Here is a 26316-nt window from a genome sequence, read left to right as displayed (position 1 = left end):
GCTAAAAATACTATTAAATAGCCGTCGACGATGGCATTACCGATATTGCAAACCTACCAACCGAGCGCCGTCTTTTGCATAGCGATGAGCTCGGCAATACCTTTTTCGGCCAGTATTAACATGTCATCAGCTTGGGCACGAGTGAATGGCTTTTCTTCAGCAGTCCCTTGCAACTCGATAAATTCGCCTTTTTGGGTCATTACCACGTTCAAGTCGGTATCACAGCTGGCATCTTCTTCATAATTTAAATCTAAATAAGCGTCGCCATCTTTCATACCCACAGAGACTGCAGCAACTAGACCAATCAGAGGATCTGCTTTTAATTTTTTAGTTTTTTGAATGCTTTCAAGCGCATCGATGAGCGCAATAGCCGCCCCAGTAACACTGGCAGTACGGGTGCCACCATCCGCTTGTAAGACATCACAATCAAGATAAATAGTGTTTTCGCCAAGTTTACTCAAGTCAATCATGGCACGTAGACTACGGCCAATTAAACGTTGAATCTCTTGGGTACGACCGGACTGCTTACCGCGGGCTGCTTCGCGTTGATTACGGGTGTTGGTCGCGCGTGGTAACATGCCGTATTCAGCAGTAATCCAGCCTTTGCCTTTACCTTTTAACCAACGCGGCACGCCTGACTCGACACTGGCGGTACACAATACTTTAGTGTCACCAAAGCTGACCAAAACTGAGCCTTCGGCATGCTTGGTATAGTGACGCTCAAAGGTAATCGAGCGAAGTTGGTCAAGCTCACGGTTATCAATACGCATAAAAATTCCTAGTACGGTGTGGTAAAAGCGGTATTATAAAAACCAGCAGTTTGCGAGTTGAAGAATAGGGTGAAGAATAGATCAGTAAGTAGTTTGATATATAAATATCAGAGCAATTAATCGACTCAAAACTTGAGATATCCTAACGTGACAGCTGCGTAATAGCAAGATAAGTGCTTACTATTACGCAGTATTTTTGGCAGAAATTGACGCTAAAGAGCAGCATAAATAGGGTGGTAAAAATAACAACGCTACATTTGCTTAATCTAAGCCTTCCATCTTACGCAACTCTTTACGCAGAATTTTACCAACGTTTGATTTGGGTAATTCATCAACGAACTGTACGTGGCGTGGACGCTTATAGCCAGTAAAGTTCTTTTTACCAAAGTCGAGCAGCTCTTGTTCTGTTACCTCGCCTTTTTTGACCACAAAAATCTTAGGATCTTCGCCACGCTTTTCACTTGGAATACCAATTGCGCCGCACTCTTTGACCGCAGGATGTTCAGTCATAATTTCTTCGATTTCATTGGGATAAACGTTGAAACCGGAAACCAAAATCATATCTTTTTTGCGATCAACAATTTTGATAAAGCCTTTTTCATCCATGATGCCAATGTCACCTGTTTTTAGGTAACCATGCGCAGTGAAAGTCTCTGCTGTTTCCTCCGGACGATTTTGATAGCCGATCATGACTTGTGGACCTTTAACGCAAATCTCACCACGCTCACCAGTGGCCACTTCGTTCTCATCATCATCAATCAATACCACATCAGTGCTGGACGCTGGAATACCAATTTTGTTAGTAAATTCAGCGATAGTCATCGGGTTAAAAGCGACCACAGGTGACGTTTCAGATAGCCCGTAACCTTCGACAATAGGCAGGCCAGTAATTTTGTGCCAATCTTTGGCCACACTAGGCAATACCGATGTACCACCACCAATAGCGGCTTTTAGGTTAGAAAAATCTAATTGTGCAAAGCTGTCTTTATGTACCAAGCCATTAAATAGAGTATTTACCGCTGGGATAATCGAGGGCTTGTATTTACCCATTTCTTTAATCAGGCCGTCAAGATCGCGAGGGTTAGGAATCAATAAACCAGCATAACCTTGGTACATCCCATACATACCGCAGACCATAAATGAGAACACATGATACAGGGGTAGCGCAGTTAGAATAACATCCTCCGCATTAGCATCGTCTTCAAAAGCACTGTTTATGACAGCGCCAATCTGTAGCATATTAGCAATTAGGTTGCCGTGCGACAGCATCGCGCCTTTGGCCACACCGGTCGTACCACCCGTATATTGTAATAAAGCCACATCACTTAAATTTAAGTCAGGGCATTTATATTTGCTAGCCGATACCGCGTTTAGCGCCTGCTTAAAGCTGATGCTGCTCGGCAAGCTATAAGAAGGAATGATTTTTTTGATATGACGCGCGACTAGGTTGACCACCGTTCCTTTTACCAGTCCTAACATATCACCAAGATTACAGACGATGACCTGTTCGACTTGACCTTTGCTTTTCGCTTCTTGATAGGTCTTGGCAAAGTTCTCGACGATGAATAATGCTTTAGTACCGCTATCATCTAGCTGATGCGAAAGCTCACGGCTGGTATATAAGGGGTTAATATTGACCAAAATCATACCTGCCCGGATAATCCCAAGAGCAGCAATCGGATACTGCAAAAGATTAGGCATCATTACGCCTACCTTGTCGCCTTTGACCAGTCCTAGCGACTGTAAATAACTGGCGATTTGACGGCTATATAGATCCAGTTGCTTATAGGTAATCGACGCGCCCATACAGATATAAGCAGGTTTTCGCCCATAACGCTGAAAGTTACGCTCAAACACCTCAAGCAAAGAGGTGTTGTCATCTGGCATATCAATAGTGGCACTAATACCATAACGCTCATAGGCATTAAGCCACGGTCTGTCGCTAGGTATATTCGGCATGGTAGGAAATGCGTTGGTCTCAGCCATTGATTGTGCCTCTTTGGGCACTTTATCACTGTTGCTGTTGGCTGAGACACTGTCTGCTACTGCTTTATTGATATTGTCCGTCATAACTTTCCCTAAATGTTACCCTTGAAAATATAGAATAGTCTAATGCAGATGCAAATACAGTGTTCGTTAGTGACTGTTCGTTAGGCGAAAATCGTTTGCTGGCTTAAAAAGCCATTACATCCGCCACTAAACGGGTGGTTAATCAAGCACTACACGCAGCTCATCGAACAATTTTGCCAGGGTTATTGCAGCTGAATAGTGGCTAAATCGATAACCTTTTTTATTGAATGGCCAACAATATTCGCAGGCACTATAGCAGTTTTACCAAAAATTCTCTATATCTACCCTTGTTCCTCAGCGAAAAACGATAATAAAAATGACAAGGCAGCACTCAAGCCACCTTGTCATTGTTGTTATTAGTAATTCAGCTCTAACGATTATTTAGCCTGTTTATTCTCTTCGAGTTCACGCAAATCTTTATGTAAAATCTTACCAACATTGGTCTTTGGTAGCTCATCGATGAATTCAACATGACGTGGGCGCTTATAGCCAGTCAAATGCTCTTTACCATAGGCGAGGACTTCCTCTTTAGTAAGACTGTTATCTTTACGCACCACATAAATCTTCGGGGTCTCACCACTTTTTTCGTCTACGACACCAATGACACCACATTCTAAAATCTTCGGATGTCCAGCCATGACTTCTTCGACTTCGTTGGGATAAACGTTAAAGCCAGAGACCAAGATCATGTTTTTCTTGCGATCAACGATGGTCACATAACCAGCATCATCCATAATACCGATGTCACCAGTACGGAAAAATCCATCAGCCGTCATCGACTCAGCGGTGGCATCGTCACGTTTCCAATAGCCTTTCATTACCTGCGGACCACGGATAGTAATCTCGCCACGCTCGCCCAGTGGCACCTCATTACCTGCCTCATCTAAGATAGCAACATCAGTCGCTGGCAATGGCACACCAATAGTGCTACTAAAGGCTGGACTACTAATAGGATTGGCCGTGGCGACAGGAGAGGTTTCAGATAGACCATAACCTTGGACAATAATATTATTAGTTATTTGGCGCCATTTTTCTGCTGTCGAGCTAAGCACCGCCATGCCGCCACCCATCGTCACGCGCAACTTGCTGTGATCTAAAGCCTTAAATTCTTCATTATTGGCCAGGGCATTAAATAAAGTATTTACCGCTGGGAAAAGCGCGGGTGGATGACCTTTATACGCTTTTATTAAGCTGCCAAGGTCGCGTGGGTTGGGCACTAATAATCCAATACAACCACGATGAATACCGAACATACCGCAAAGCGTAAATGAGAAAATATGATAGAGCGGTAACGCAGTCATAATCACCGCCTGCTCACCACCTTTATCAAACTCATCAAAGGCACTACCTAAGAAAGTGTCGCACTGAATGAGGTTGGCCACTAAGTTCTTATGAGTGAGCATCGCACCTTTTGCTACGCCAGTGGTACCGCCGGTATATTGTAAAACCGCAATATCATCGAGCTCAATATTAGTTGGACGCTTGTATTTACTGGCAGGGCTTTGCTTGAGCATCGCTTTAAAGTCAAGACTGTTAGCAATCTTAAAATCCGGTACCATTTTTTTGACATGGCGAACCACGGTATTGACCATAAAGCCTTTTAGGGTACCCATCAAATCACCCATACCGGTGATGACCACGTGATCAACCACGTTACGACCGATGTCTTGATAGGTTTTAGCAAAGTTTTCAACTAAGAGTAGCACTTTGGCTTCAGAGTCAGTTAACTGGTGTTCGAGCTCTTTGGTAGTGTATAGAGGATTGACGTTGACCAAGGTGAAACCTGCACGCAGTACACCCAGAACAGATACGGGTAATTGCAACACATTAGGCATCATGACCGCGACTTTATCGCCCTTCACCAGTCCTAGCGACTGCAGATAAGTAGCGACTTGACGGCTGTATAAGTCCACTTCATGAAAACTCAGTTCAGAGCCCATGCATACAAAGGCCGTTTTATCGCTATTCTTCGCGAAACTTTTCTCAAAGATATCAATAAGCGAAGTATTGTCAGCAGGCATATCAATATCGTAAGTTAGTCCCAACTCGTCATAAGTTTTTAACCAAACCTTGTCATCGCGACGGGTTAAATTGTCTTGGCCTTGATTGTCCATAACCTTGTTTCTCCTGATGAATTATACCAATTTTAGTAAACTGTGCTTTGCCACTCAACATACACACTTTATACAAGCTACTCAACGTAAAAGATTGGCACTTGAGTTTCTAAAGTCACTTGACGCATAATAAAAATATTTATATCAACTACTTAATCTAATATTATAAAAATATATACTACTATTTTTTATTACCAAATAGCTATTTATCGTCTGTTGACTTTGTAACAATTATTTATCTAGAGCGCTTTATATTAGTGTTTACTGTAGGCTCTAGGGTATCAGCAAGTTTCGCTAGCTGTACAAAACCACGACGCAAAGTATTCGGGTCACTTGCGGTTTGAAGGTAGCGATAAGCTCATCACTCAATACCTTTTTGGCCTCTAAAAAACTGTCGATATAGCTGTAATTACCATTGCCACTATCGGCCATTTGCTCCATCATGTAATCATTCAGATTACCGCGACCAGACCCGATAGTGGATAACGAGATACCACGATTGCGATTGATCTTTACCAAATCTAGCATCTCATCAACAGCACTAATACCAATATTAAAATCATACCAATATTAAAATCACCATCGGTCAGTGTCAAGATACGCTTGATACTGCGTCTTTTAGTGACTTATTGGCTTCATTATGAGCGATCTTGAGCGCGTCTTCACCATTGGTATCACCGTCAGCTTGTAAGCCGTTAATCGCTGCTTGGATAATAGGTTCAACGTTGACTTGGCCAGGGGCAATGTATCTTGCGACTGCATCGACCCTGACGTATCGGCTAAAAACCATTAAATTAACTATACTTAACTTCATTTATAAAATCTATCAGTAAAACTGTAATTGTCGCGTCATACTCTGTCGTCTACTATATCGAGCACCTTTTTAATTACTGCGATTTCCTTTACGATAGCGTTATCTTATTTTTATAATCGTCAGGGCTATTAATCGCGCCATTATGTGGCATAAGTAACTGCTGGTGCGGCCGTTATATAGTGCTGACTGTTTATGCGATTTACTATTTATTTAATGCTAGCCACTTTTTATGCGATCCTATCATTAGCCTATTTTAAAACAGATACCGCATAGCTGAAGCAATGGCCCTAGCATTTAGAATAGCGAAGCCTTGGAGTAAGCGAGAAAATTTGCCAGTCGCGCGAATTTATGTATTATGATTATTCTATCTAGTAGTCAATACATAACTTTATAAGCGTCGCCCTATTTGCATTACCTATTTTTTAGTACCTATTAAAATTAATAAGCGAAAATTATTTTATGCCTGATGTCATTGATAACACCATTAGCTCTACCGTCCCTAGTGAACCTATGGACAGCCGTTCTGTCGCGGAGTTTGCCGAACAAGCCTATCTAAACTATGCCATGTACGTGATCATGGATCGGGCGCTACCGAACATTGCTGATGGTCTAAAGCCAGTGCAACGGCGTATCATTTACGCCATGAGTGAGCTGGGCCTTAAATCGACTGCTAAGCCCAAAAAATCTGCTCGGACAGTTGGTGATGTCTTAGGTAAATATCATCCACACGGTGACAGTGCTTGCTATGAAGCGATGGTGCTAATGGCGCAGCCGTTCAGCTATCGCTATCCACTCATCACTGGTCAAGGTAATTGGGGCAGTCCTGATGATCCCAAATCCTTTGCAGCAATGCGCTATACCGAAGCCAAAATGTCGGCCTACGCCAATACCTTATTGGCAGAATTAGCGCAAGGAACAGTCGAGTGGCAAGATAACTTTGACGGCACCATGCAAGAGCCGACTACCTTACCTGCGCGCCTACCTAATATTTTATTAAACGGTACCACAGGAATCGCTGTTGGTATGGCAACCGATATTCCGCCGCATAATCTTAACGAAGTGGTACGTGCAGCCATTCGTTTGCTCAAAAATCCTGAGCTATCAGTTAAGCAATTAACCCAATCGATACCAGCACCTGACTTGCCTACTACCGCTGAAATCATTACTAGTAAAAAAGACTTACAAGCAATCTACGAAAGTGGACGCGGCAGCTATAAAATGCGCGCCACTTACCATATCGATGATAAAGAAAAGAATTTAGTCATCATCGATGCGCTGCCCCATCAAGTATCGGGTAACAAGATCCAAGAACAAATAGCTAAATTGATGACCGATAAAAAACTACCTTGGGTCGTCGATATTCATGATGAATCCGATCACGAAAATCCGTGCCGTATTGTCCTAGAATTGCGCTCAACTCGAGTTGATGTGCAACGAGTTATGAGTCATTTGTTTGCCAGCACGGAGCTTGAGAGCAACTATCGCGTCAACATGAATATGATTGGGCTCAACGGTAAACCACAAGTCAAAAACCTGAAAGAGATATTAGAAGAATGGCTCATTTGTCGCCGTTCAGTGGTCATGCGTCGGTTGCAATATCGTCTGGATAAAATTGATAAACGCTTGCATATCTTGGCAGGTCTACTGGTTGCTTATCTCAATATTGATGAAGTCATTCGTATTATTCGAGAAGAAGACGATCCGAAATTAGCTTTGATGCAAGGTTATGATTTAACAGACATCCAAGCCAATGCCATTTTAGATATACGCTTGCGTCAACTGGCAAAACTTGAAGAGTTTGAGCTCAGACGCGAGCAAGATGGACTGGCAGCTGAGCGCGCCATTATTCAAGAGTATCTCGATAATCCTGATAGCCTCACCGGTTTAATCATCGATGAGCTTACCGAGGATATGAAGACCCACGGCGACAGTCGCATGTCACCACTGGCAGAACGTGAAGAAGCGCAAGCGTTAAGAGAATCAGACTTGGTACCCAGCGAGCCGATTACTGCGGTACTATCCAAAGCGGGTTGGATACGCGCAGCCAAAGGCCATGAGGTTGATCCTACCGGTATGAGCTATCGTTCAGGCGATGCTTACCAAGCGTACGTCCGTGGTAAATCGAATGAGAGAATCTATGTACTCGACAGTACTGGACGCAGCTATAGTATTGACGCGCATAGTCTTGCCTCGGCTCGTGGTCAGGGCGACCCACTCACTAGCGTATTAAAACCGCCTTCAGGGGCTACCTTTGAGCAGCTACTTACTGGCGATAGTAATCAGCGTATTATCTTAGCAAGCTCACAAGGCTATGGTTTTATCAATACTATAGGCAACCTTGATAGCAATCAAAAGGCAGGGAAAAACGTCATTAACCTTGCTGCTAATAGTCGACTATTACCTATCACACGCATTGATGCTCAAGTTGATGGAAATACAAATTCGGAGAACGGCAGTACGCCTTCTATTGAAGGTAATTCTACTCCCGACCATATTGCCGTCGTGACCAATGCTGGATATTTATTAATCTTTGCCCTGAGCGATTTACCTGAACAAGCTCGCGGTAAAGGCAATAAGATGATTAATCTAAAAGATAAAGAAGAGGTGCTAGTCATCACACCACTACGTAAGCAAGACAGTCTGGTTATTACAGCTGGCAAGCGCCATGTGACCTTAAAGCCGATGGACTTAGCCAATTACACTGCCAAACGTGGCAGTCGTGGTGGTCAACTACCACGGGGCTTTCAGAATGTGACGAGTGTTGAGGTTGGGTAGGTGAGTGTTTTAAGTCTTAGAAGGCTGAGCTAAAAGCCCAGCCTACAACCAATTCCTCTAAATAAACATTACCTTTAAAAAATCAGAGTCTGCCAATGAACAAAAAAATCAGTCTAATCTTCCCGCATCAACTGTTTGCTGATACCTCTATTTGGCAAGAGGACTGCTACCTGATCGAAGAAGATCTATACTTTACTAAATATCCCTTTCACAAGCAAAAGCTGGTACTGCATCGTGCTAGCATGAAGGCCTATGAGCAGACCCTGATTGCTGCGGGTAAGCGGGTACATTATATAGAATCAACCCATGAGCACAGCGATTGTCGTAAACTGATTGCCAGCTTTGTCAGTGCAAATGATGAACCTGATAATAAAGAGGCCATAGAAAAGATCTATTGCATCGACTTTGTGGATGACTGGCTAAGAATGCGGATTCAAAAAGTCATATTAGACGCAGATATCGGCTTTGACGTTTCCCCTACACCAATGTTTTTAAACCCTCTTCCCGTATATTGCGACTTCTTTAAAAACAAACGCCTGTTTCATCGTGACTTTTATACTCAAGCACGTAAACGAGAGAATATACTATTAGACGATGAGCAAAATCCTGTCGGTGGACAATGGTCATTCGATGAAGACAACCGCAAGAAGTATCCGCGTAAACAAACGCCACCTTCCCTAACTTTTCCAAAGCTTAACGATTATTACAGCGAGGCGATGACTTATGTTGAGAAGCATTTTAGTAAGCATTATGGCGAGATAAATCCTGACTTTCGCTATCCAACTACTCACACGGAGGCGGAAGAATGGCTAGAGAATTTTTTATCCAAGCGCTTTAAGGACTTTGGACCATTTGAAGATGCCATGGTCGATAGCGAGCATGTATTACATCATAGCGTACTGACTCCAATGCTAAATACGGGTTTATTAACCCCAAAACAAGTGATCTCACGCGCCTTAGAGGTTAACGAAGAGTATGATATTCCTCTCAACTCTCTTGAGGGCTTTATTCGGCAAATTATTGGTTGGCGCGAGTTTATGTACGGCCTGTATGAATCGGTCGGCCACCAGCAACGTAGCACGAACTTTTGGGGCTTTACCCGCAAAATACCAAAGAGCTTTTATACTGGTAATACCGGTATTGTCCCTATTGATGAAACCATTAAAAAGGTGCTGAAAACTGGCTACGCGCATCATATTGAGCGTTTGATGCTATTTGGCAACTTTATGCTATTGTGTGAGTTTGAACCTGATGAGGTGCATCAGTGGTTTATGGAGCTATTTATCGACGCTTATGATTGGGTAATGGTGCCCAATGTCTATGGTATGAGTCAATTTGCAGATGGTGGATTGGTAGCGACTAAGCCCTATATTAGTGGTAGTAATTATATTAATAAAATGAGTAATTATCAGGTCAAAGTAAAAGGTGAGTCTGTCGAATGGGCGCAGATATGGGATGGGTTGTTTTGGCGCTTTATGCACGTACATCGTGACTTTTTTAGTAAGAACCCGCGCATTGGTATGCTGCTAGCCCTGTGGGATAAGATGGATAAAGACCAACAGCAACAACATCTCGATAATGCCGAGCAATTTTTGACCAAGCTTGATGCTGGCGTTTAACGAGTGAACAGTCCTAAGATAGATTGTTAGAAGTCAAAAATTATTGCGCAGTAAGTAAGGAAAATTTTACCAATCACTCGTTACCCTATAGCCATGTATTTCTCACGACTTGCTGTAGTAGTATTTGGATCAATAAAAAATAATAGGATCATCATGTTTATTAAAGATAAAGTTGCCCAAGAGCTTATGAATAGCTCATTTCCTACGCCTAAAATCATATTTTTTGACATTGACGATACGTTGAGTCGTCAAGGTGTCATTGCTGAGCATAATAAAGCAACGTTGGAGCAGCTGGCCAAGACTGACATTAAGCTGGTGATTTCGACTGGACGTTCCAAGGCAATACTACCTGCTGATATTTTGGCTTTGCTTGAAGCTGAGGTATTAGATGCCATCATTTGTATGAATGGGCAATATAGCTTTAATAACGATGGCATGATCAGTCATTACCCATTATCAGAAGCTCAGACCAGTAAAATTGTGCAGCTGTGCCAAAAAAGCGACCTCATTCATAAGTTTGACTCGGCGACTCATATTGCATGGTCAGACGAAAACGAACGACTGCGTGAATACAACGCTATAACACCCAACTCTATCTTTGACCCAGAGTATTATAAGTCAAACACTATTTATCAGTGTTCGGTATTCTTTAACAATCAAGAGGATAAAATGCAGGATGTTGATTTTGCCCAAGATGATTTAAAGCTGGTTCATTGGCATCATATTGGCGCAGATATATTACCAGCCGAGGCGTCAAAAGCCCGCGGTATTATAGATCTATGCCAGCATTACGCCGTAGATGCTAGCGATTGTATGGCATTTGGTGATGGTATGAATGACTTGGAAATGTTCGACTTGGTCGGTTATGCCGTGGCAATGGGGGATGCTCAGCCTGCTCTTATAGAGCGTGCAAATTTTGTCACCGGTACTATTGAAGAGCATGGTATACAAGCGGTACTCAACCACTTACATATAGACCAAAGCTTAGATCAAAAATTATGAAAAAAGGCGCCAACTAAGCTGTTGAAGCTTTTGTCCACTTATAAACCAAAAACCCTTGCCAGTATCTAGCAAGGGTTTTTGTCTGTTTAAGATTCAGCAGCTATAGTTAAAATACCTTAAAAACACGACGGTACTGCTGCTATAAGCTTTTTGCAGCCTCTGTCTGCGTAGGCACAGCAAGCGAGAAAAACTTATGCCAGCAGTAGGTTATGTATCGATATTACTTTTCATTGACTATATTTATCTAACTGTCTATCCAACTATAAATGACTATCTCGCTGGGTAAAAAGTCTCTGAACCAGGTCCGACTGGCAGACCCAATACAAATACCCAAATGCTGAACAAAATCACCCAACCAATCATAAACGCTATGGAATAGGGCAACATCATAGCCATTAGTGTCCCGACCCCAGTATCTTTTTTATACCGAATCGCTACCGCCATAATAAGCCCAAAATAGCCTAGCATTGGCGTGATGATGTTAGTCGTTGAGTCACCAATCCGATAGGCTGCTTGAATCATCTCAGGCGCATATCCGGTCAGCATGAGCATAGGCACAAAAATAGGTGCGGTAATTGCCCATTGTGCAGATGCCGACCCTAACATTAAGTTGACGACCGCACAGATTAAGATAAAACCAATCAATAGCAAAGGTCCAGTTAAGCCTATATCAGTGAGGAAGGTCGCCCCCGTTACTGCCACCACTGAACCAAGATTCGACCAGCTAAAAAAGGCGATAAACTGTGCCGCAAAGAACACCAACACAATATAAATACTAAGCGAGCTCATTGCATGGCTCATTGCGTCAACCACATCTTGATTGTTTTTCAGGCTACCAGTAATTTTGCCATAAATATAACCCGGTACCGCAAAGAATACAAAAATAAAGACCACAATGCCTTTTAAAAATGGCGAACCTGATACCAATCCAGTCTCGGCATTACGCAATACGCCATCAGCAGGTACAATGGTCCATGCCAGTAATAAACAGAATACCAGCATGCTTATGCCAGCCCAGATTAACCCCTTTTTCTCAACTGACAGTAAGCGCTCAATTTTAGTCTCTAATACTGAAGGATCGCCAGCACTATCAGGATTATATTCGCCAAGACTAGGCTCAACAATTTTTTCAGTCACAAAGTAACCAAGACCAGTGATCAAAAAGGTACTGACCATCATAAAGTACCAGTTGGCCTCTGCCCCAACGGTATATACCGGGTCAATGATGCGTGCTGCCTCTTGGGTAATCCCTGATAACAAAGGATCTACCGTACCAAGCAATAAGTTGGCACTATAACCACCGGATACCCCAGCGAATGCGGCTGCCAATCCCGCTAATGGATGTCTACCAAGCGAGTGAAATATAACTGCCGCAAGTGGTATCAATACCACATAACCAAGCTCAGAAGCAGTGTTTGACATGATGCCCGCAAAAACAACAGTTAGAGTCACCATCTTTTTCGGTGCATTCATCACTAGCCCGCGTAAGGCTGCTGATATCAAGCCAGAACGTTCGGCTATACCCACTCCTAAAAGCGCCACTAGCACCGTACCGAGTGGCACAAATCCAGTAAAATTGGAGACCAAGTTCTCGACAATACGCGCTAAGCCATCACCGTTTAGCAAATTGACCACTTGAATAATGCCATCTTCACTACGCCCTTTTGCCCCTTCTGGTCGTGGGTCAATCACTGACACTCCTAGATAGGAAAGCAGCGCCGACAACACCAGTAAAAACACTGACATCCAGAGAAATAAAATCACAGGATGCGGTAGCAAATTACCCAGCCATTCAACCCCCTTTAAAAAGCGCTGCATGCGAGAGTTTTGGACGTTTGCTTCAAAATTATTGTCTGGTGGCATATCGTTCGGTGAACTGTCTTCTTGCATTGGTCATTATCCCTATTGCATATTTTGGTAAATTGACTGCATTGCAAGTACTACAAAAATTACAGGCAAAAGTTTAAATTCAAACATCAGTCTATAGTAAAAACAAACTTTTAAAATGAGTTGTAGCAACTATTAGTAATATTTAATAAAAAACTAAAAGCTTATAAAAAATATAAGCCTTGAAGAGTAAATTAAGCGGGGCTGTTGTTATAGAATATCAGCTGACTATAGAGGGCTATCGCTGTGGATGATATTACTAAGGATCAACTATAATCAGAACGATATCCTCACCATTTTTTGAAAGTCATGTTTAAAGGTGATGTGTTAAAGATGTTGTTTTAAAAACATGTGCTTATTAGCTGTACTTTTAGATACTATATATTACCTTAACTGTGATATGAGGTTATGGTAGCACTACCCTATACCTTGAATAGCATTCAAATGAAGACTATAGATAAGCTATATTTGCTATTGACCTTGTTTGGGTCGTACAAAAAAACGTATTGTGAAATACACTTTATAAGACGTCTCTTGCGGGCTTGAGCAAGGGCAGAAAAATAGTAATTGTTTTAGGGTTCTCGGATTTTATGTCATTACGCCCAGGCTAAAACTTAATTATGAGCCTTTTTTTACTGACCTCGTTTTTTTGTTGACCTCCTAATAGTCAACATCAACCTGCAACCCGACCATATACCCAACCGCCAAGCTTATAAAGTGCGACAGCAATCAAAATAAAGATTAAAGCAGCAATGACACAAGCTAACCATACTGGAACGCCAGTCATAAAAACAATCGTAAAAGCCACGCCCAAATAGGCTTCTAACGGCCAGCTTATAATAGGGACGGACATGCCCGCATTGAATAAGGCCATAACGGCAGACAAGCCTATAGCAGCAGTGATAATTCCAGCGATTTTGCGGTTGTTCATCTCGTATCTCTTATACAATGATAGTGAACCAACTCAAAGCCATTGCGGTCTCATAATCAGTTGATGCGCTGATTGTATAATTTTTACTCGTTTGCCTTGTATCATATTTATACTTGATTCATTAAAGGTCTCATTGGGTTAGCGAGTACTTATCCTTTAATGCATTGCTACGGCATGGTCAAACCGCCATCAACTGCAATAGATTGTCCGGTAATAGCTAGACTCAAGTCAGACGCCATGAGCAGTACTGAATTGGCAAAGTCTGCGACAGAAGTCGCTTGCCGTAGTGGCGTGGTGGTGGCGATATAATCAAAGACTTCTTCCGTAGTCAGGCTACTGGCATCAGTAGTCTTCAGTAGTCCACCTGCCAGCAAATTAACGCGAATGCCATATTGACCCAGCTCCGCAGCTAAGTTACGGGTCAAACCTATCAAGGCAGATTTTGCGGTAGTATAGTCGTAATAAGTCACTACTGGGTTATAAACCAGGTTGGTTGAAATATTGATAATCTTACCCATCTGCTGAGATTTCATTTGTGGCAATACCGCTTGTACTGTATTGACTGCACCTTTGACGATGCCGTCTATTTGCTGGGAGAAATGTGCCCATTCAACGGTCTCAATACTGGTGTAATCAGCACTGGGATTAAACTGATAGTGGGGCAAAGCATTATTGACTAGTACATCAATACGTCCGAAACGCTCGATCACTTCACTAGCCATTGCCTTCATTTTTGATAAATCGCTAACATCGCCTTGATAAGAAAATGCTTGTCCACCTGCCTTTTCAATGCCAGCCACTACCGCCTCGGCAGCCTCGTTACTATTAAGATAATTCACACAAACCATCGCCCCAGCTGCCGCCATTTGCTGAGCAATCTGCGCGCCAAGCCCACGACTTGCACCAGTGACAATAGCAACTTTACCCGTGAGAAGTGCCGGAATAGAAAAGTCAGTCTGACTCATAATGTTTTATCCTTTATGTGTTAGTAGCAAAAATTCCATTTAAATAGCAATCACTGCTCATTCTAAATCAAGCAGTAAATAGCGCTAATCATAGCATGGTTCACCGATATCATTGACGAAGGTAGTCTGCACTACCCTATATACTTATTACTTTTGATATATGGTCAGCGCTATGGTGTTACTCTAGAACAAAGCCAAGCGGTTGCCCTTTAAATTATCTAGCGGAATAACCATAACAGTATGGTCAGTAATGACCTGCCTGTACCATCTGCCCATTTTTTACTCATTTGTCTTATTTTAGGAGAGACGTTTTGCCCCGTTTATCGTCCCATCTGCCTACTACTAATAATAGTAGCGCCTCTCGCAACCCTATCCAAATGTTACCCAAAGCCCTGTTATGCGCTGCTATTGGCATGACGCTTGCCAGCTGTAGTAACTCTGACAATATAGCCACCGATGGTACGACTGCCAGTGCTGAGACCCTGAATCTGTATAACTGGTCAGAATATATGCCGCAAGAGATTCTCGATGGTTTTGAAGAAGAAACCGGCATTAATGTTAATTACACTACCTTCGACTCTAATGAGGCCATGTACGCCAAGCTAAAACTGCTCGATGATTCAAGCCAATATGACCTTGCTATTCCTTCCACTTATTATGTTGAAAAGATGGCAAAAGAGGGCTTGCTTCAAGAGCTGGATAAATCAAAATTGAGTAATTTCAGAAATCTTGATACCTCGTTCACCAACACCAAGGTTGATCCTGAAAATAAATACTCAATCCCTTATATGTGGGGCAGCACCGGACTTGCTATTAATGGCGATTCGATCGATCCTGCTACCGTCAATAGTTGGAATGACCTATGGCGTCCTGAGTATAAGGGTCAAGTCATGCTGATGAACGATATGCGCGAAGTGTTTGGCATGTCGCTACTAACGCTTGGCTACTCGGGAAATAGTACCGATCCAGACGAAATTGAAGCAGCCTACAATAAGCTCATAACGCTAATACCGAATGTTAAAACCTTTAATTCAGATGCCTCGCGCATGCCCTATATTGAAGGCGAAACTACCATTGGTATGACCTGGAATGGTGAAGCGGTGATGGCTAATAACGAAGGTCTGACCAGCTTGGTTTATAAATATCCAGCTGAGGGCGCAATACTATGGATGGACAACTTTGTCATCCCCAAAAATGCCAAACATGTGGACGCGGCGCATAAGTTTATCGACTATCTAATGCGCCCTGAAAACGCCAAAATTGTGAGTGAGGAAATTGGTTATGCCTCCCCTAATCTGGCGGCACGTGAGTTGATGACTGATGATGTCAGAAATAATCCAGTGATTTATCCTAGCAAAGAAGTTCTGGCCAAAGCGGAATTCCAAGAAGATGTCGGTGATGACGCGCTACAAGTGTATCAGCGCTATTGGGATAAGCTAAAAACCAGTCGTTAATCACTATTATTTCTGAGTGACTGGCTGACAAATAACTGGTAATAAGATTCCAGTCAAAAAGTTACCAACGAAAAACGCTGACAGTCAACTGCCAGCGTTTTTTGCATTTATAAGTGTAAATCAGTCTCACCGCCATGCTCATTGATTCGACGCTGTTCGCGGCGCTGATAACGAAGGCCCGAGGCCGCAAACCAGCTCGGCTTGGTGGTTTGTAAGAGATCACTCAGTAGCTGTAACTGAGCTTGCAAGGTTTGAGTTAACCAAAAATATCCTTGCCACTCAAACGCTAAATGCTGCACGCTCGGATATTCAGATACCGCAATACGGGTAATAGGCCGAAAAACTTCATCACTAGGACTACGTAGCACTGCCGCCATATTTTGCATGGCTTGGGTCAGCTCATTTTGATAGTGCATCAATAAAATGTGATTGTCGTGATCAAGCTCAATACTAGCCAAGCGTGGCGCGGCGCTCAGTAGTAAATCAATCGTGCCAATAATATTGCGATGAGTACGCTGGATGGTCTCTAGCGTCTCTTTTTCGATCCCTGATTCACTCGCCGTAGCATCGATGTGCGGGCGCACCGCCAGCAGCCGCTTATTAATCTTTTGTAACGCTTTAACTAAGGATTTATTAACCGGTACGTCAGGTATAGAGCTGTTCGCAGGATAAATGAGACTTGCCAAACTAGTGGCCTTGGTGTACTTAAAAGGCTTAGGGATGAGCACCTCAGCATCAATATGATTGCCGACGCCTGCATATAAGTTACTACAGGTCTCAAGGTTGCTAGCCAATAAAAATCGCCACATTAAAGTAGACTTCAGCGGTAAAATTAAAGTCGCCGCTACCGCAATGCCAGTACCGAGTAAGATATTAAGGGCGCGGTATAGACCGTCTTGACCAATATTACTTCGGTCAGGACTTGAGACAATCATCAGCATCGTGATGCCAGTGAGCAGGCCGATATAACCCAACTGCTTGACCGCTATATAACCTATGATGCCACTTATCAGGCCAATGAGCGCATAATCTACCCACAACCATGCGCCCACATTTTGGCTAAATAACAAAACACCAAGTGCGGCACCAATACCTAGTAACGTGCCAAGTACGCGCTCTTTCGCCTTGGTGTAGATGGCACCTTGATATTGTAATAGGCCCAAAATGATAAAGACAGTAATGGTCGTCCATTCGCCATGTGGCAAACCAGTGACTTTATTGATCGATAGCGCGAGTATAACGGCTATACCCAAACGTATAGCATGCAAGACATCAGCGTGCTGATAGCGCGCATAAGGCTCAGTAAGTGGAGCAGTAAATCGTTGCCAAAGGGTCAGTTTCACGCAGGTCTACTCTTTTTTTAAGTGAGTTTTAAGTGAATTTTAAATAACGGTTTTAAGTAACTGTTTTTAAGTAATGGCTCTTAGATGATGTTTTTTAAGTGAGAAACAATTCAAAAACTAAATATTTTTGCGAACGGATAACATGCTGGTAGAGCCATGACTCTCAGAGAGTCACTATTTTGGCACAGCAACTGTTTTAACAGAGCCGCTATCGTTAAAATACCTTAACAAACGCGACGGTACTGCTGCTATAAGCTTTTTGTAGCCTCTGTTTGCGTAGGCACAGCAAGAAAAACTTATACCAGCAGTACGTTATGTATCGATATTACTTTTCATTGACTATAGCTACGGCAAAGTAACTGCCTTTGAAAAATGACTAACAAAAAAATAACGCCTGTTACCTATTAAAAGATAAAAGACGCTAAAAATCAAAGCATGCTAGCACATAATACAAAAAACTTGCTCATTCGCTAGTGGTTTGGCTGACCCTAGCGAATGAAGGTTATACCTCTAAAAAGTCTAGTATGCCTTCGGCAGCTTCACGACCTTCCCAAATAGCAGTCACTACCAAATCAGAGCCACGTACCATATCGCCACCGGCAAATATTTTAGGGTTATTGGTTTGGAACTTAAAAGTCTGTTCTTCCGCGGCTAATACCCGGCCGGAGCTGTCCATCGACACTTGCTGTGTGTCGAACCAATCGGCAGGACTGGGGCGAAAACCGAAGGCCATAATTACCGCATCACAAGGAATAATCTCCTCAGAGTTAGCAATCGGCTCAGGACGGCGGCGGCCACGGTTATCAGGCGCACCTAAATGAGTAGTGACTACTTTCACCGCATTAACCTTGCCGTTTAAGCCAATGATTTCGGTTGGTTGACGATTAAATAAAAACTCGACTCCTTCTTCTCGAGCATTGACCACTTCACGACGTGAGCCGGGCATATTTTCTTCATCACGACGATAGGCACAGGTTACTTGCTCCGCACCTTGGCGAATACTGGTGCGGTTACAGTCCATCGCCGTATCACCGCCGCCAAGTACTACTACTTTCTTACCTTTGAGGTCGATATAGTCTTCTGGATCTTTTTCCCAATCATTACAGCGATTAACATTGGCAATCAAAAAATCAAGTGCGTCATAAACACCGTGCAATTCCTCGCCAGCAAACCCACCACGCATATAAGTATAAGTACCCATACCCATAAAGACGGCATCATAATCAGCTAATAGCTCATCGATACTGACGTCGGTACCGATTTCGGTCTCAAGGCGAAACTCAATGCCCATACCTTCGAAAATCACTCGGCGATTGCGCATGACGTCTTTTTCCATTTTGAACTCAGGAATACCAAAGGTTAATAAGCCGCCAATTTCAGGACGCTTATCAAAGACTACTGGCGTGACACCATTTCTAACTAATATATCTGCACACCCTAAACCTGCGGGCCCTGCGCCAATAATAGCGACTTTTTTGTCCGTCCAAACCACGTTAGACATATCTGGACGCCAGCCCAGCGCAAAAGCCGTATCATTGATATATTTTTCCACATTACCAATAGTCACTGCGCCAAAGCCATCATTAAGGGTACAAGCACCCTCGCATAGACGATCTTGAGGACAGACGCGGCCGCAGACTTCAGGTAAAGTATTGGTGCTGTGGCATAACTCTGCAGCTTGGAATATCTGCCCTTCGGTCGCTAATTTCAGCCAATTGGGAATATAGTTATGTACCGGACATTTCCACTCGCAGTACGGGTTACCGCATTCAAGACAACGATGCGATTGCTGCGCAACTGATTCACTTTCAACCGGTTTATAAATCTCAACGAACTCGGTGGCGCGGGTGACGATATCTTTTTTGGTCGGCTCAAGCCGTGGCACGTCTAAAAACTGAAAATCATTATCTAAGCGTTTTGCCATGATGAAAATCTCTTCTATAGTGGGCGGTGACCAGTAGCAAAGGCGGCATTTATCAGAGCAGTTATTGACCATAATTAATCGATCGAAAAACTATCTGCCACCTTTAATACTCTCACTTACCTGCTTAAAATATATGAACGGCAACTGTGCCTTAAAATATTTGGCCTGTCAGCACCAGTACTATTGTGGGTCTGCCATCGTGCTCTTCAGCAAGCTAACAATGCTCGCCGCCTTGGGCTTAACCAGATAGAACTTGCGCACATAGTGTTCAAAGTCAGCTAATATAGCTTGACCCCATACACTGCCAGTTTTGTCCACGTGACTTTCAATCACTTGTTGCAAATAAATACGATGCTCTTCGGTCTGCTCGCTTGAGATACGATTGAGGTCAATCAGCTCATGATTACAGCGATCAAAGAAGTCGCCTTCCATATCGAGCACATAAGCGAAACCGCCGGTCATCCCTGCACCGAAGTTAAGCCCAGTACGCCCAAGTATGGTAATAATGCCGCCCGTCATATATTCGCAGCAATGATCGCCCGTGGCTTCGATGACCGCATGCGCGCCCGAATTACGTACCCCAAAGCGCTCACCGGCAGTACCAGCTGCGTATAACTTGCCACCAGTAGCGCCGTATAGACAGGTATTACCAATAATGGCGGTGTCTTGAGCCAAAAAGCTCGAACCTTTAGGAGGATAAATGACAATCTCACCCCCTGCCATGCCTTTACCAACATAGTCATTGGCATCACCTTCCAGCTCAATATTTAGGCCACCCGCATTCCAAACGCCCAGACTTTGTCCTGCAGTGCCAGTCAGGCGCAACTTAATAGGCATCTCGTTCATACCCAGATTGCCCCATAGCTGAGCAATCTCGCCGGAAATACGCGCGCCAATAGAGCGGTCACAGTTACCAATATTATAGCTATAATCACCACCATTTCCTTGGCGAATATTCAGTAGCATATCGCTAATCATACGCTCAGCCAGCAACCCTTTATCAAACGGTTCATTACGCGCCACTTGACAGGTCTGCGATGCACCGGCACTTGCTGGATGACTATATAATAATGGGGTCAAGTCAAGATGACGCTGCTTATCAGTGGTGCCTTCTAATATCTCAAGCAAATCGGTACGACCGACTAGCTCTTCCATACTATGTACTCCCAGTGCTGCTAGCCACTCACGGGTTTCGGTCGCGACAAACTTAAAGAAGTTAATCAGCATCTCCGCTTCACCAATAAAGTGCTCATCACGTAGCTTGGCTTTTTGAGTGGCCACTCCAGTAGGGCAGTTATTAAGATGACAAATACGTAAATATTTACAGCCGACGGCAATCATTGGGGTCGTACCAAAACCAAAACTTTCTGCACCTAGTATTGCCGCTTTTACCACATCAAGGCCAGTCTTGAGACCACCATCGGTTTGGATACGTATTTTGTGACGTAAGCCGTTAACTCGTAGCGACTGATGAGTCTCAGCTAAGCCTAACTCCCACGGCGAGCCAGCATGATGGATAGAGGACAGCGGTGAGGCCGCCGTACCGCCATCGTAACCTGAGATAGTAATCAAGTCAGCATAGGCTTTTGCCACACCAGTAGCGATAGTACCTACTCCCGGACGTGAAACCAATTTCACCGACACTAAAGCATCAGGATTGACTTGTTTTAAATCAAAAATCAACTGTGCTAAATCTTCGATAGAGTAAATATCGTGATGCGGCGGTGGTGAAATTAAAGTCACTCCCGGCACTGAATAGCGCAAACGTGCGATCAAGGCATTAACCTTACCACCCGGCAGCTGACCACCCTCACCGGGTTTGGCACCTTGAGCTACTTTAATCTGCATCACTTCAGCCGAGCGCAAATAAGCCGGTGTGACCCCAAAACGACCTGAAGCCACTTGCTTGATTTTTGAATTGCGTAAGGTGCCATAACGCACAGGATCTTCACCGCCCTCGCCTGAGTTTGAGCGGCCCCCAATGGTATTCATAGCCATGGCAATGGCTTCATGGGCCTCAGGTGATAGCGCCCCTAGCGACATACCAGCAGAATCAAAGCGCGTTAGAATCTTTGCAATGTCTTCGACCTCATTAACGTCGATGGGGTTGTCGGTCTTCAGCTGCAATAAGTCACGTAAAGTGGCGACGGGACGACTATTTACCAAATCCGCATAGTGACGGTAGTTATCATAATTGCCGGTCCGTACCGCAGTATGTAAGCTATTAATTACCTCAGGATTAAAAGCATGATATTCTTTATTAAAGATAAACTTGAGCAGGCCCCCTTGATCAAGCGGTGCCCGGCGTTTAAAGGCATTGGCAGCGAGTTGCGCTTGGTCGGCTGCTAAATCCGCAAAAGTTGCGCCCTTAATACGACTTTGCACCCCTTTAAAGCACAGCTCAACCACGGGCTCAGACAGACCAACCGCTTCGAATAATTGCGCACCACGATAAGACACAATAGTAGAGATACCCATTTTTGATAGGATTTTCAGCAAGCCTTTATCTAAGCCTTTACGGAAATTCACCCGAGCTTGAATTGGATCACCTAGCAGTTCACCAGTAGCCACTAAATCATCAATGACGTCATAAGCGAGATAAGGATAGACGCAGGTCGCACCAAAACCGATCAACACGGCTATTTGATGAGAATCACGCGCCAATCCGGTCTCAACGATTAGGTTGGCATCAGTACGAATGCCTTGAGCGATCAAGTAATGATGTACTGCGCCAGTGACCATGATGGCGTTAGCGGGTACTTTGTCAGCACTAATCTCTTTATCAGACAATACAATCAGCGCATGACCAGCACGAATAGCACTGGCTACTTGCTGACAAATTGACTCGATAGCGGTCGCTAAGTCTTGACTGGACTCATAATTTAGATCTATACGTGCCATTTGAAAAGCAGGATCATCTATGGTCTCAATCTGCTGCATTTTGCTGGCGGATAATACCGGCGATGATAAAATCAGACGATGCGCATCTTGGGCAGAAGGCGAGAATACATTGGTCTCAGCGCCTAGACACGTTTGCAGTGACATAACGATAGACTCGCGTAGCGGATCAATTGGCGGGTTGGTCACCTGCGCAAACTGCTGACGGAAAAAGTCACCAACGTGGCGAATCTGCTGTGATAGCACTGCCATTGGCGTATCATCGCCCATTGAACCAACTGGCTCTTGACCATTTTCAGCATTTGGACGGATGATTTCAGTACGTTCTTCATTAGTGATGTGATACATCTTTTGCAAGGTTTTAAGCTGATCGCCGCGACATGATTGTGCTGCTAGCTGTTCTTCCAAACGCTCATCATCACGGATACGAGTCGCTTCTTCACGCAGCCATTTACGATAGGGATGGGCATTTTTAAGTGAGTTACCTATGGCCTGGGTATCTAGAATTTGACCCGTTTGAGTATCAATAACCAACATCTGACCAGGACCAACTCGGCCTTTGGCTAGCACATCTTTTGGCTCATAATCCCAGACACCAACCTCTGAGGCAACAGTAATGTAGCCGTTTTTGGTGGTAACCCAGCGCGATGGACGCAGACCGTTACGATCAAGCATGCAGACTGCATAGCGACCATCTTGGATAACCAGACCTGCCGGCCCATCCCAAGCTTCCATATGTTGTGAGTAAAACTCATAAAACGCGCGTAAGTCCATATCCATACTGTCAACGTTTTGCCACGCTGGCGGCACAAGGATTGACATAGAATGAAATAGACTCATACCGCCAGACATCAGGACTTCAAGCATATTATCTAAGCTTGATGAGTCCGAGCCGCTACTGTTAACCAGCGGATGCAGCTCACCGATGTTAGGTAGTTTGGCTGAGGTTAATTTTGGCGTACGGGCCTCAGACCAACTGCGGTTACCAGTGATAGTATTGAGCTCACCATTATGCGCAAGATAGCGAAACGGCTGTGCTAATGGCCAGCGCGGCAAGGTATTGGTCGAAAAACGTTGATGAAATACTACAATATGTGAGGCCAAACGCTCATCTTGTAAGTCGGTGAAAAACGCCGGCAAATCTGACGGCATGACCAGACCTTTATAGATAATAGTCTGGCAATTCAATGAACACACATAAAATAGCTCATCATCAACCAGGCGTTGCTCTGCTTTTCTGCGTGCGACAAATAACTTACGGTTAAAATCATCGGCGCTTAAGTTTTTATCACCAGCACTGTCAGCATTTGAGTCGGCAGGTGCACTGACAAATATCTGCTTAAAAGCGGGCAAGGTTTCAAGACCGATCTCGCCAACGATGTCCAGATTAACGGGCACGTCACGCCAGCCAGCAACCATTAGGCCTTGGGCAGTAATTTCTTCGCCCAGTACCTGTTGACTATGCTGCGCTTTGGCATCATCTAAATTGGTGAATACCATGCCAACGGCAAAGTTATCGGTGATGTCTAATTGCTGCTCACTAGCAATAGCTTTAAAGAAGTCTCGCGGTGTGGACAATAATAGACCACAACCATCGCCCGTCTTGCCATCAGCCGCGACGCCGCCGCGGTGGGTCATGCAACTTAAACTATGAATAGCGGTCTTTACTAGGTCGTGGCTGGCTTCTCCCTCAATGTGAGCGATTAAACCAAAACCACAGTTATCAGAGAAGTCGTCTGGGGTCGCCAGATGGGTGTGGGATGAGATCATTGACATAGCTAGTCCTTTTAAGTGAGCGGGCAGCCTATATATCCAATGCGGACAATAAACTGAGCACCGCAAGCAGAACGGGCTGTTACTTAATATTCGTACAAACGGATTAATAAATGGTACGCTAAGCAATAACTATTTGCGCTTTGGGACTGTTAAAATAATTACCACTCTCACATTTATTTAAGTGTCAACGTACTAACGGAACATCAGTAATAGCGGTTGGAAAATAAATGACCGACATACTACTGATTTAAGGCTAGTGCGGTAATCATCGACTGTCATTTTTCAGTAGCGCAAATCAATATGACACGCGTGGCAAACGACAACCGAATAATTGAGTACCTAACTCTTGACATCAAGCCTAGTACGGCACTCGCTTACGTTTGAATATTAGACGCTCTATATTCAAGCGCTTTAACCACTCTGAAAAGAGGAATAACAAGAGAGGTTGTGCTACTTGCGGTGTGTTTAATCCAGACTGCAAGTGGCAGCGCATGAGACCACAACACTATAGTTATAACAGTTATAATGAAACCATAGAGAGTAAAAACAGAGTCTGCCTATTGTACTTCTAAGAAAATTTACTATAACTATACAGAGCGTCGCCCACATCCATACTAATTAATGATTAACGAAAAATCTAGTCTTTTTTCTAACTTTCTCGTCATATGTATCACTACACTTTTTATTTATTTTATCTAGAGAACACTTAGTCGAAGCTTATTTTTCGCCATAAAAAGCCCAGCAAAAGTTCTGTTTGATGGGCTTTTATCGTTGTTGATGCTGGTGTTTACACTGGTTAAGACCTAGCGATATTAGCCATCATATTAGCTGCTTAATACTACTATTTAATTGGCCTTTTCTTGTATCAACTCCTTAATACTGTCGCTATTATTCTTAGTAGCTGCAGAGTTTGCAGGTTTATTGCCTGAGGTTGCGCTGTCGCTTGAGTTACTCGCATTACTAGGCGGTTTAGGGGTAGCGACTGCTGGTGGCTTTTTCAGCGTGCTATTATCAGTCCCAGTTCCTATCGACTTTTTACTTTCTTGTTCAGATTTGCGCGAATTATCATTATTTTTAGGGGTAGATCCAGATGAATTTTGCTCATCAGGCCCAACAGTACGCTCTTCAGTAAGCGACAAGGTTTCTGACGTATCGTTTGACTGACGAATACTTTCAATACCACCGCCATTATTGTTGGTTTGTTGATTACTAGGGTTACCGTCGTTATCTGTCGCTACGCCATTAGCATTGTCTCCAATGCTAGATTGTGCATTTTGACGAATGGGTACTTCACGCTTAGTGGGTTGCAAATTGACAGAACGCGTGCGTCTAGCGCTTAAGTCTTTTACAGGATCTGGGCGTTCGTAATTATCGATAATTCCGACGTAGCGACTGATTTCTTCAGGTAGCACACGTACATTATCAGGCAAGCCAAAATCTATTAGTTTGGCGGCACCCACGGCCTCCTGCGGACTACTCATCAGGCCGTAAGTGAGCATGTAACGCAGCTGATCGTCATCATCACGATAACGGAAATAAGAGAACTTTTTACGATCTTCACGACCTTCTAGATAGTTGGCAATAACTTCGTTTTCACCGACATTCATTACCTGTACTGTCCAGCTCCCCTTATTAGCCAGTAGGTAGCGCTTATCTTTGAACTCATCAGGATAATTGCGCAGATCACGAACGGTGGTATCAAAATTAAGCGGTTGGACATTGGTATCAAGTTCATGCAGAGCTGCTACTGATAAGGGTTGTTCAAGCTCAGTACCTATCATTTGCGGTGTGGAGATCGGTGCATTTTCGATTTTAGCTCCCATCGCTGGGGTCTGACTAACCATCCAAATTAAGGCGGTAATAACACCCAACAACAAGGTCATTATTAGCCAAAGTAGTGCTTGACGGCGATATGACTGACGATCAGAGTGAGTCGTCGAGCGTGATGCTGCCATGAATGTATCCTTGGTAATA

The 26316-nt window shown here is 43.7% G+C and carries 16 protein-coding genes; 4 read left to right on the top strand and 12 right to left on the bottom strand.

Features of this window, described 5'->3' with window-relative positions:
* Positions 1-53: 53 nt before the first annotated feature.
* The 5 genes from rph to H4W00_RS04120 form a co-directional block, all read right to left on the bottom strand.
* Positions 54-770, bottom strand: a complete 717-nt coding sequence (gene rph / locus H4W00_RS04140; RefSeq protein ID WP_209956365.1) for a ribonuclease PH — start codon at positions 768-770, stop codon at positions 54-56.
* Positions 771-1031: 261 nt separating this feature from the next.
* The gene (locus H4W00_RS04135) at positions 1032-2840 is read right to left on the bottom strand and encodes an AMP-binding protein (RefSeq protein WP_209956364.1); all 1809 of its coding nucleotides are present in this window, start codon (positions 2838-2840) and stop codon (positions 1032-1034) included.
* Between the two features lie 377 nt (positions 2841-3217).
* Positions 3218-4954 carry an AMP-binding protein gene (locus H4W00_RS04130; protein WP_209956363.1) on the bottom strand — a complete coding sequence of 579 codons (1737 nt, stop codon included), beginning with the start codon at positions 4952-4954 and terminating at the stop codon, positions 3218-3220.
* 294 nt (positions 4955-5248) lie between these two features.
* Positions 5249-5482 (bottom strand): hypothetical protein, encoded by a 234-nt coding sequence (locus tag H4W00_RS04125; RefSeq protein ID WP_209956362.1) that lies wholly within the window; start codon positions 5480-5482, stop codon positions 5249-5251.
* Positions 5483-5546: 64 nt separating this feature from the next.
* On the bottom strand, positions 5547-5768 hold the full coding sequence (locus tag H4W00_RS04120; RefSeq protein WP_209956361.1) for a hypothetical protein: 222 nt from the start codon (positions 5766-5768) through the stop codon (positions 5547-5549).
* 459 nt (positions 5769-6227) lie between these two features.
* Between H4W00_RS04120 and parC the strand changes: the two genes are divergently transcribed.
* From parC to H4W00_RS04105, 3 genes are all read left to right on the top strand, one after another.
* On the top strand, positions 6228-8543 hold the full coding sequence (gene parC, locus H4W00_RS04115) for a DNA topoisomerase IV subunit A (protein ID WP_209956360.1): 2316 nt from the start codon (positions 6228-6230) through the stop codon (positions 8541-8543).
* A 95-nt stretch (positions 8544-8638) separates the two neighbouring features.
* Entirely contained in the window at positions 8639-10162 is a 1524-nt protein-coding gene (locus H4W00_RS04110; protein WP_209956359.1) for a cryptochrome/photolyase family protein, read from the top strand.
* A 153-nt stretch (positions 10163-10315) separates the two neighbouring features.
* Entirely contained in the window at positions 10316-11164 is an 849-nt protein-coding gene (locus tag H4W00_RS04105; RefSeq protein WP_327192364.1) for an HAD family hydrolase, read from the top strand.
* A 270-nt stretch (positions 11165-11434) separates the two neighbouring features.
* On the opposite strand, the gene H4W00_RS04100 is transcribed toward H4W00_RS04105, so the two are convergent.
* From H4W00_RS04100 to H4W00_RS04090, 3 genes are all read right to left on the bottom strand, one after another.
* The gene (locus H4W00_RS04100) at positions 11435-13054 is read right to left on the bottom strand and encodes an AbgT family transporter (RefSeq protein WP_334684865.1); all 1620 of its coding nucleotides are present in this window, start codon (positions 13052-13054) and stop codon (positions 11435-11437) included.
* 670 nt (positions 13055-13724) lie between these two features.
* The gene (locus H4W00_RS04095) at positions 13725-13982 is read right to left on the bottom strand and encodes a hypothetical protein (protein ID WP_209956358.1); all 258 of its coding nucleotides are present in this window, start codon (positions 13980-13982) and stop codon (positions 13725-13727) included.
* 167 nt (positions 13983-14149) lie between these two features.
* A complete protein-coding gene (locus H4W00_RS04090; RefSeq protein ID WP_209956357.1) occupies positions 14150-14947 on the bottom strand; it encodes a 3-oxoacyl-ACP reductase in 798 nt (265 codons plus the stop codon).
* A 311-nt stretch (positions 14948-15258) separates the two neighbouring features.
* Between H4W00_RS04090 and H4W00_RS04085 the strand changes: the two genes are divergently transcribed.
* On the top strand, positions 15259-16401 hold the full coding sequence (locus H4W00_RS04085; RefSeq protein WP_334684864.1) for an ABC transporter substrate-binding protein: 1143 nt from the start codon (positions 15259-15261) through the stop codon (positions 16399-16401).
* A 107-nt stretch (positions 16402-16508) separates the two neighbouring features.
* On the opposite strand, the gene H4W00_RS04080 is transcribed toward H4W00_RS04085, so the two are convergent.
* From H4W00_RS04080 to H4W00_RS04065, 4 genes are all read right to left on the bottom strand, one after another.
* The gene (locus H4W00_RS04080; RefSeq protein WP_209956356.1) at positions 16509-17744 is read right to left on the bottom strand and encodes an FUSC family protein; all 1236 of its coding nucleotides are present in this window, start codon (positions 17742-17744) and stop codon (positions 16509-16511) included.
* Between the two features lie 502 nt (positions 17745-18246).
* Complete coding sequence (locus tag H4W00_RS04075) at positions 18247-19668, bottom strand: glutamate synthase subunit beta (protein WP_209956355.1); 1422 nt, start codon at positions 19666-19668, stop codon at positions 18247-18249.
* Between the two features lie 180 nt (positions 19669-19848).
* Positions 19849-24342: a glutamate synthase large subunit gene (gene gltB, locus H4W00_RS04070; protein WP_209956354.1), complete on the bottom strand. Its 4494-nt coding sequence runs from the start codon at positions 24340-24342 to the stop codon at positions 19849-19851.
* Between the two features lie 845 nt (positions 24343-25187).
* Positions 25188-26297 (bottom strand): hypothetical protein, encoded by a 1110-nt coding sequence (locus H4W00_RS04065; protein WP_209956353.1) that lies wholly within the window; start codon positions 26295-26297, stop codon positions 25188-25190.
* Positions 26298-26316 lie beyond the last annotated feature (19 nt).

Origin of the sequence: Psychrobacter sp. PL19 (assembly GCF_017875835.1) — a bacterium.
GTDB lineage: Bacteria > Pseudomonadota > Gammaproteobacteria > Pseudomonadales > Moraxellaceae > Psychrobacter.
Note: the sequence above shows the minus strand (reverse complement) of the source record. Positions and strands in the feature narration are given on the sequence as shown.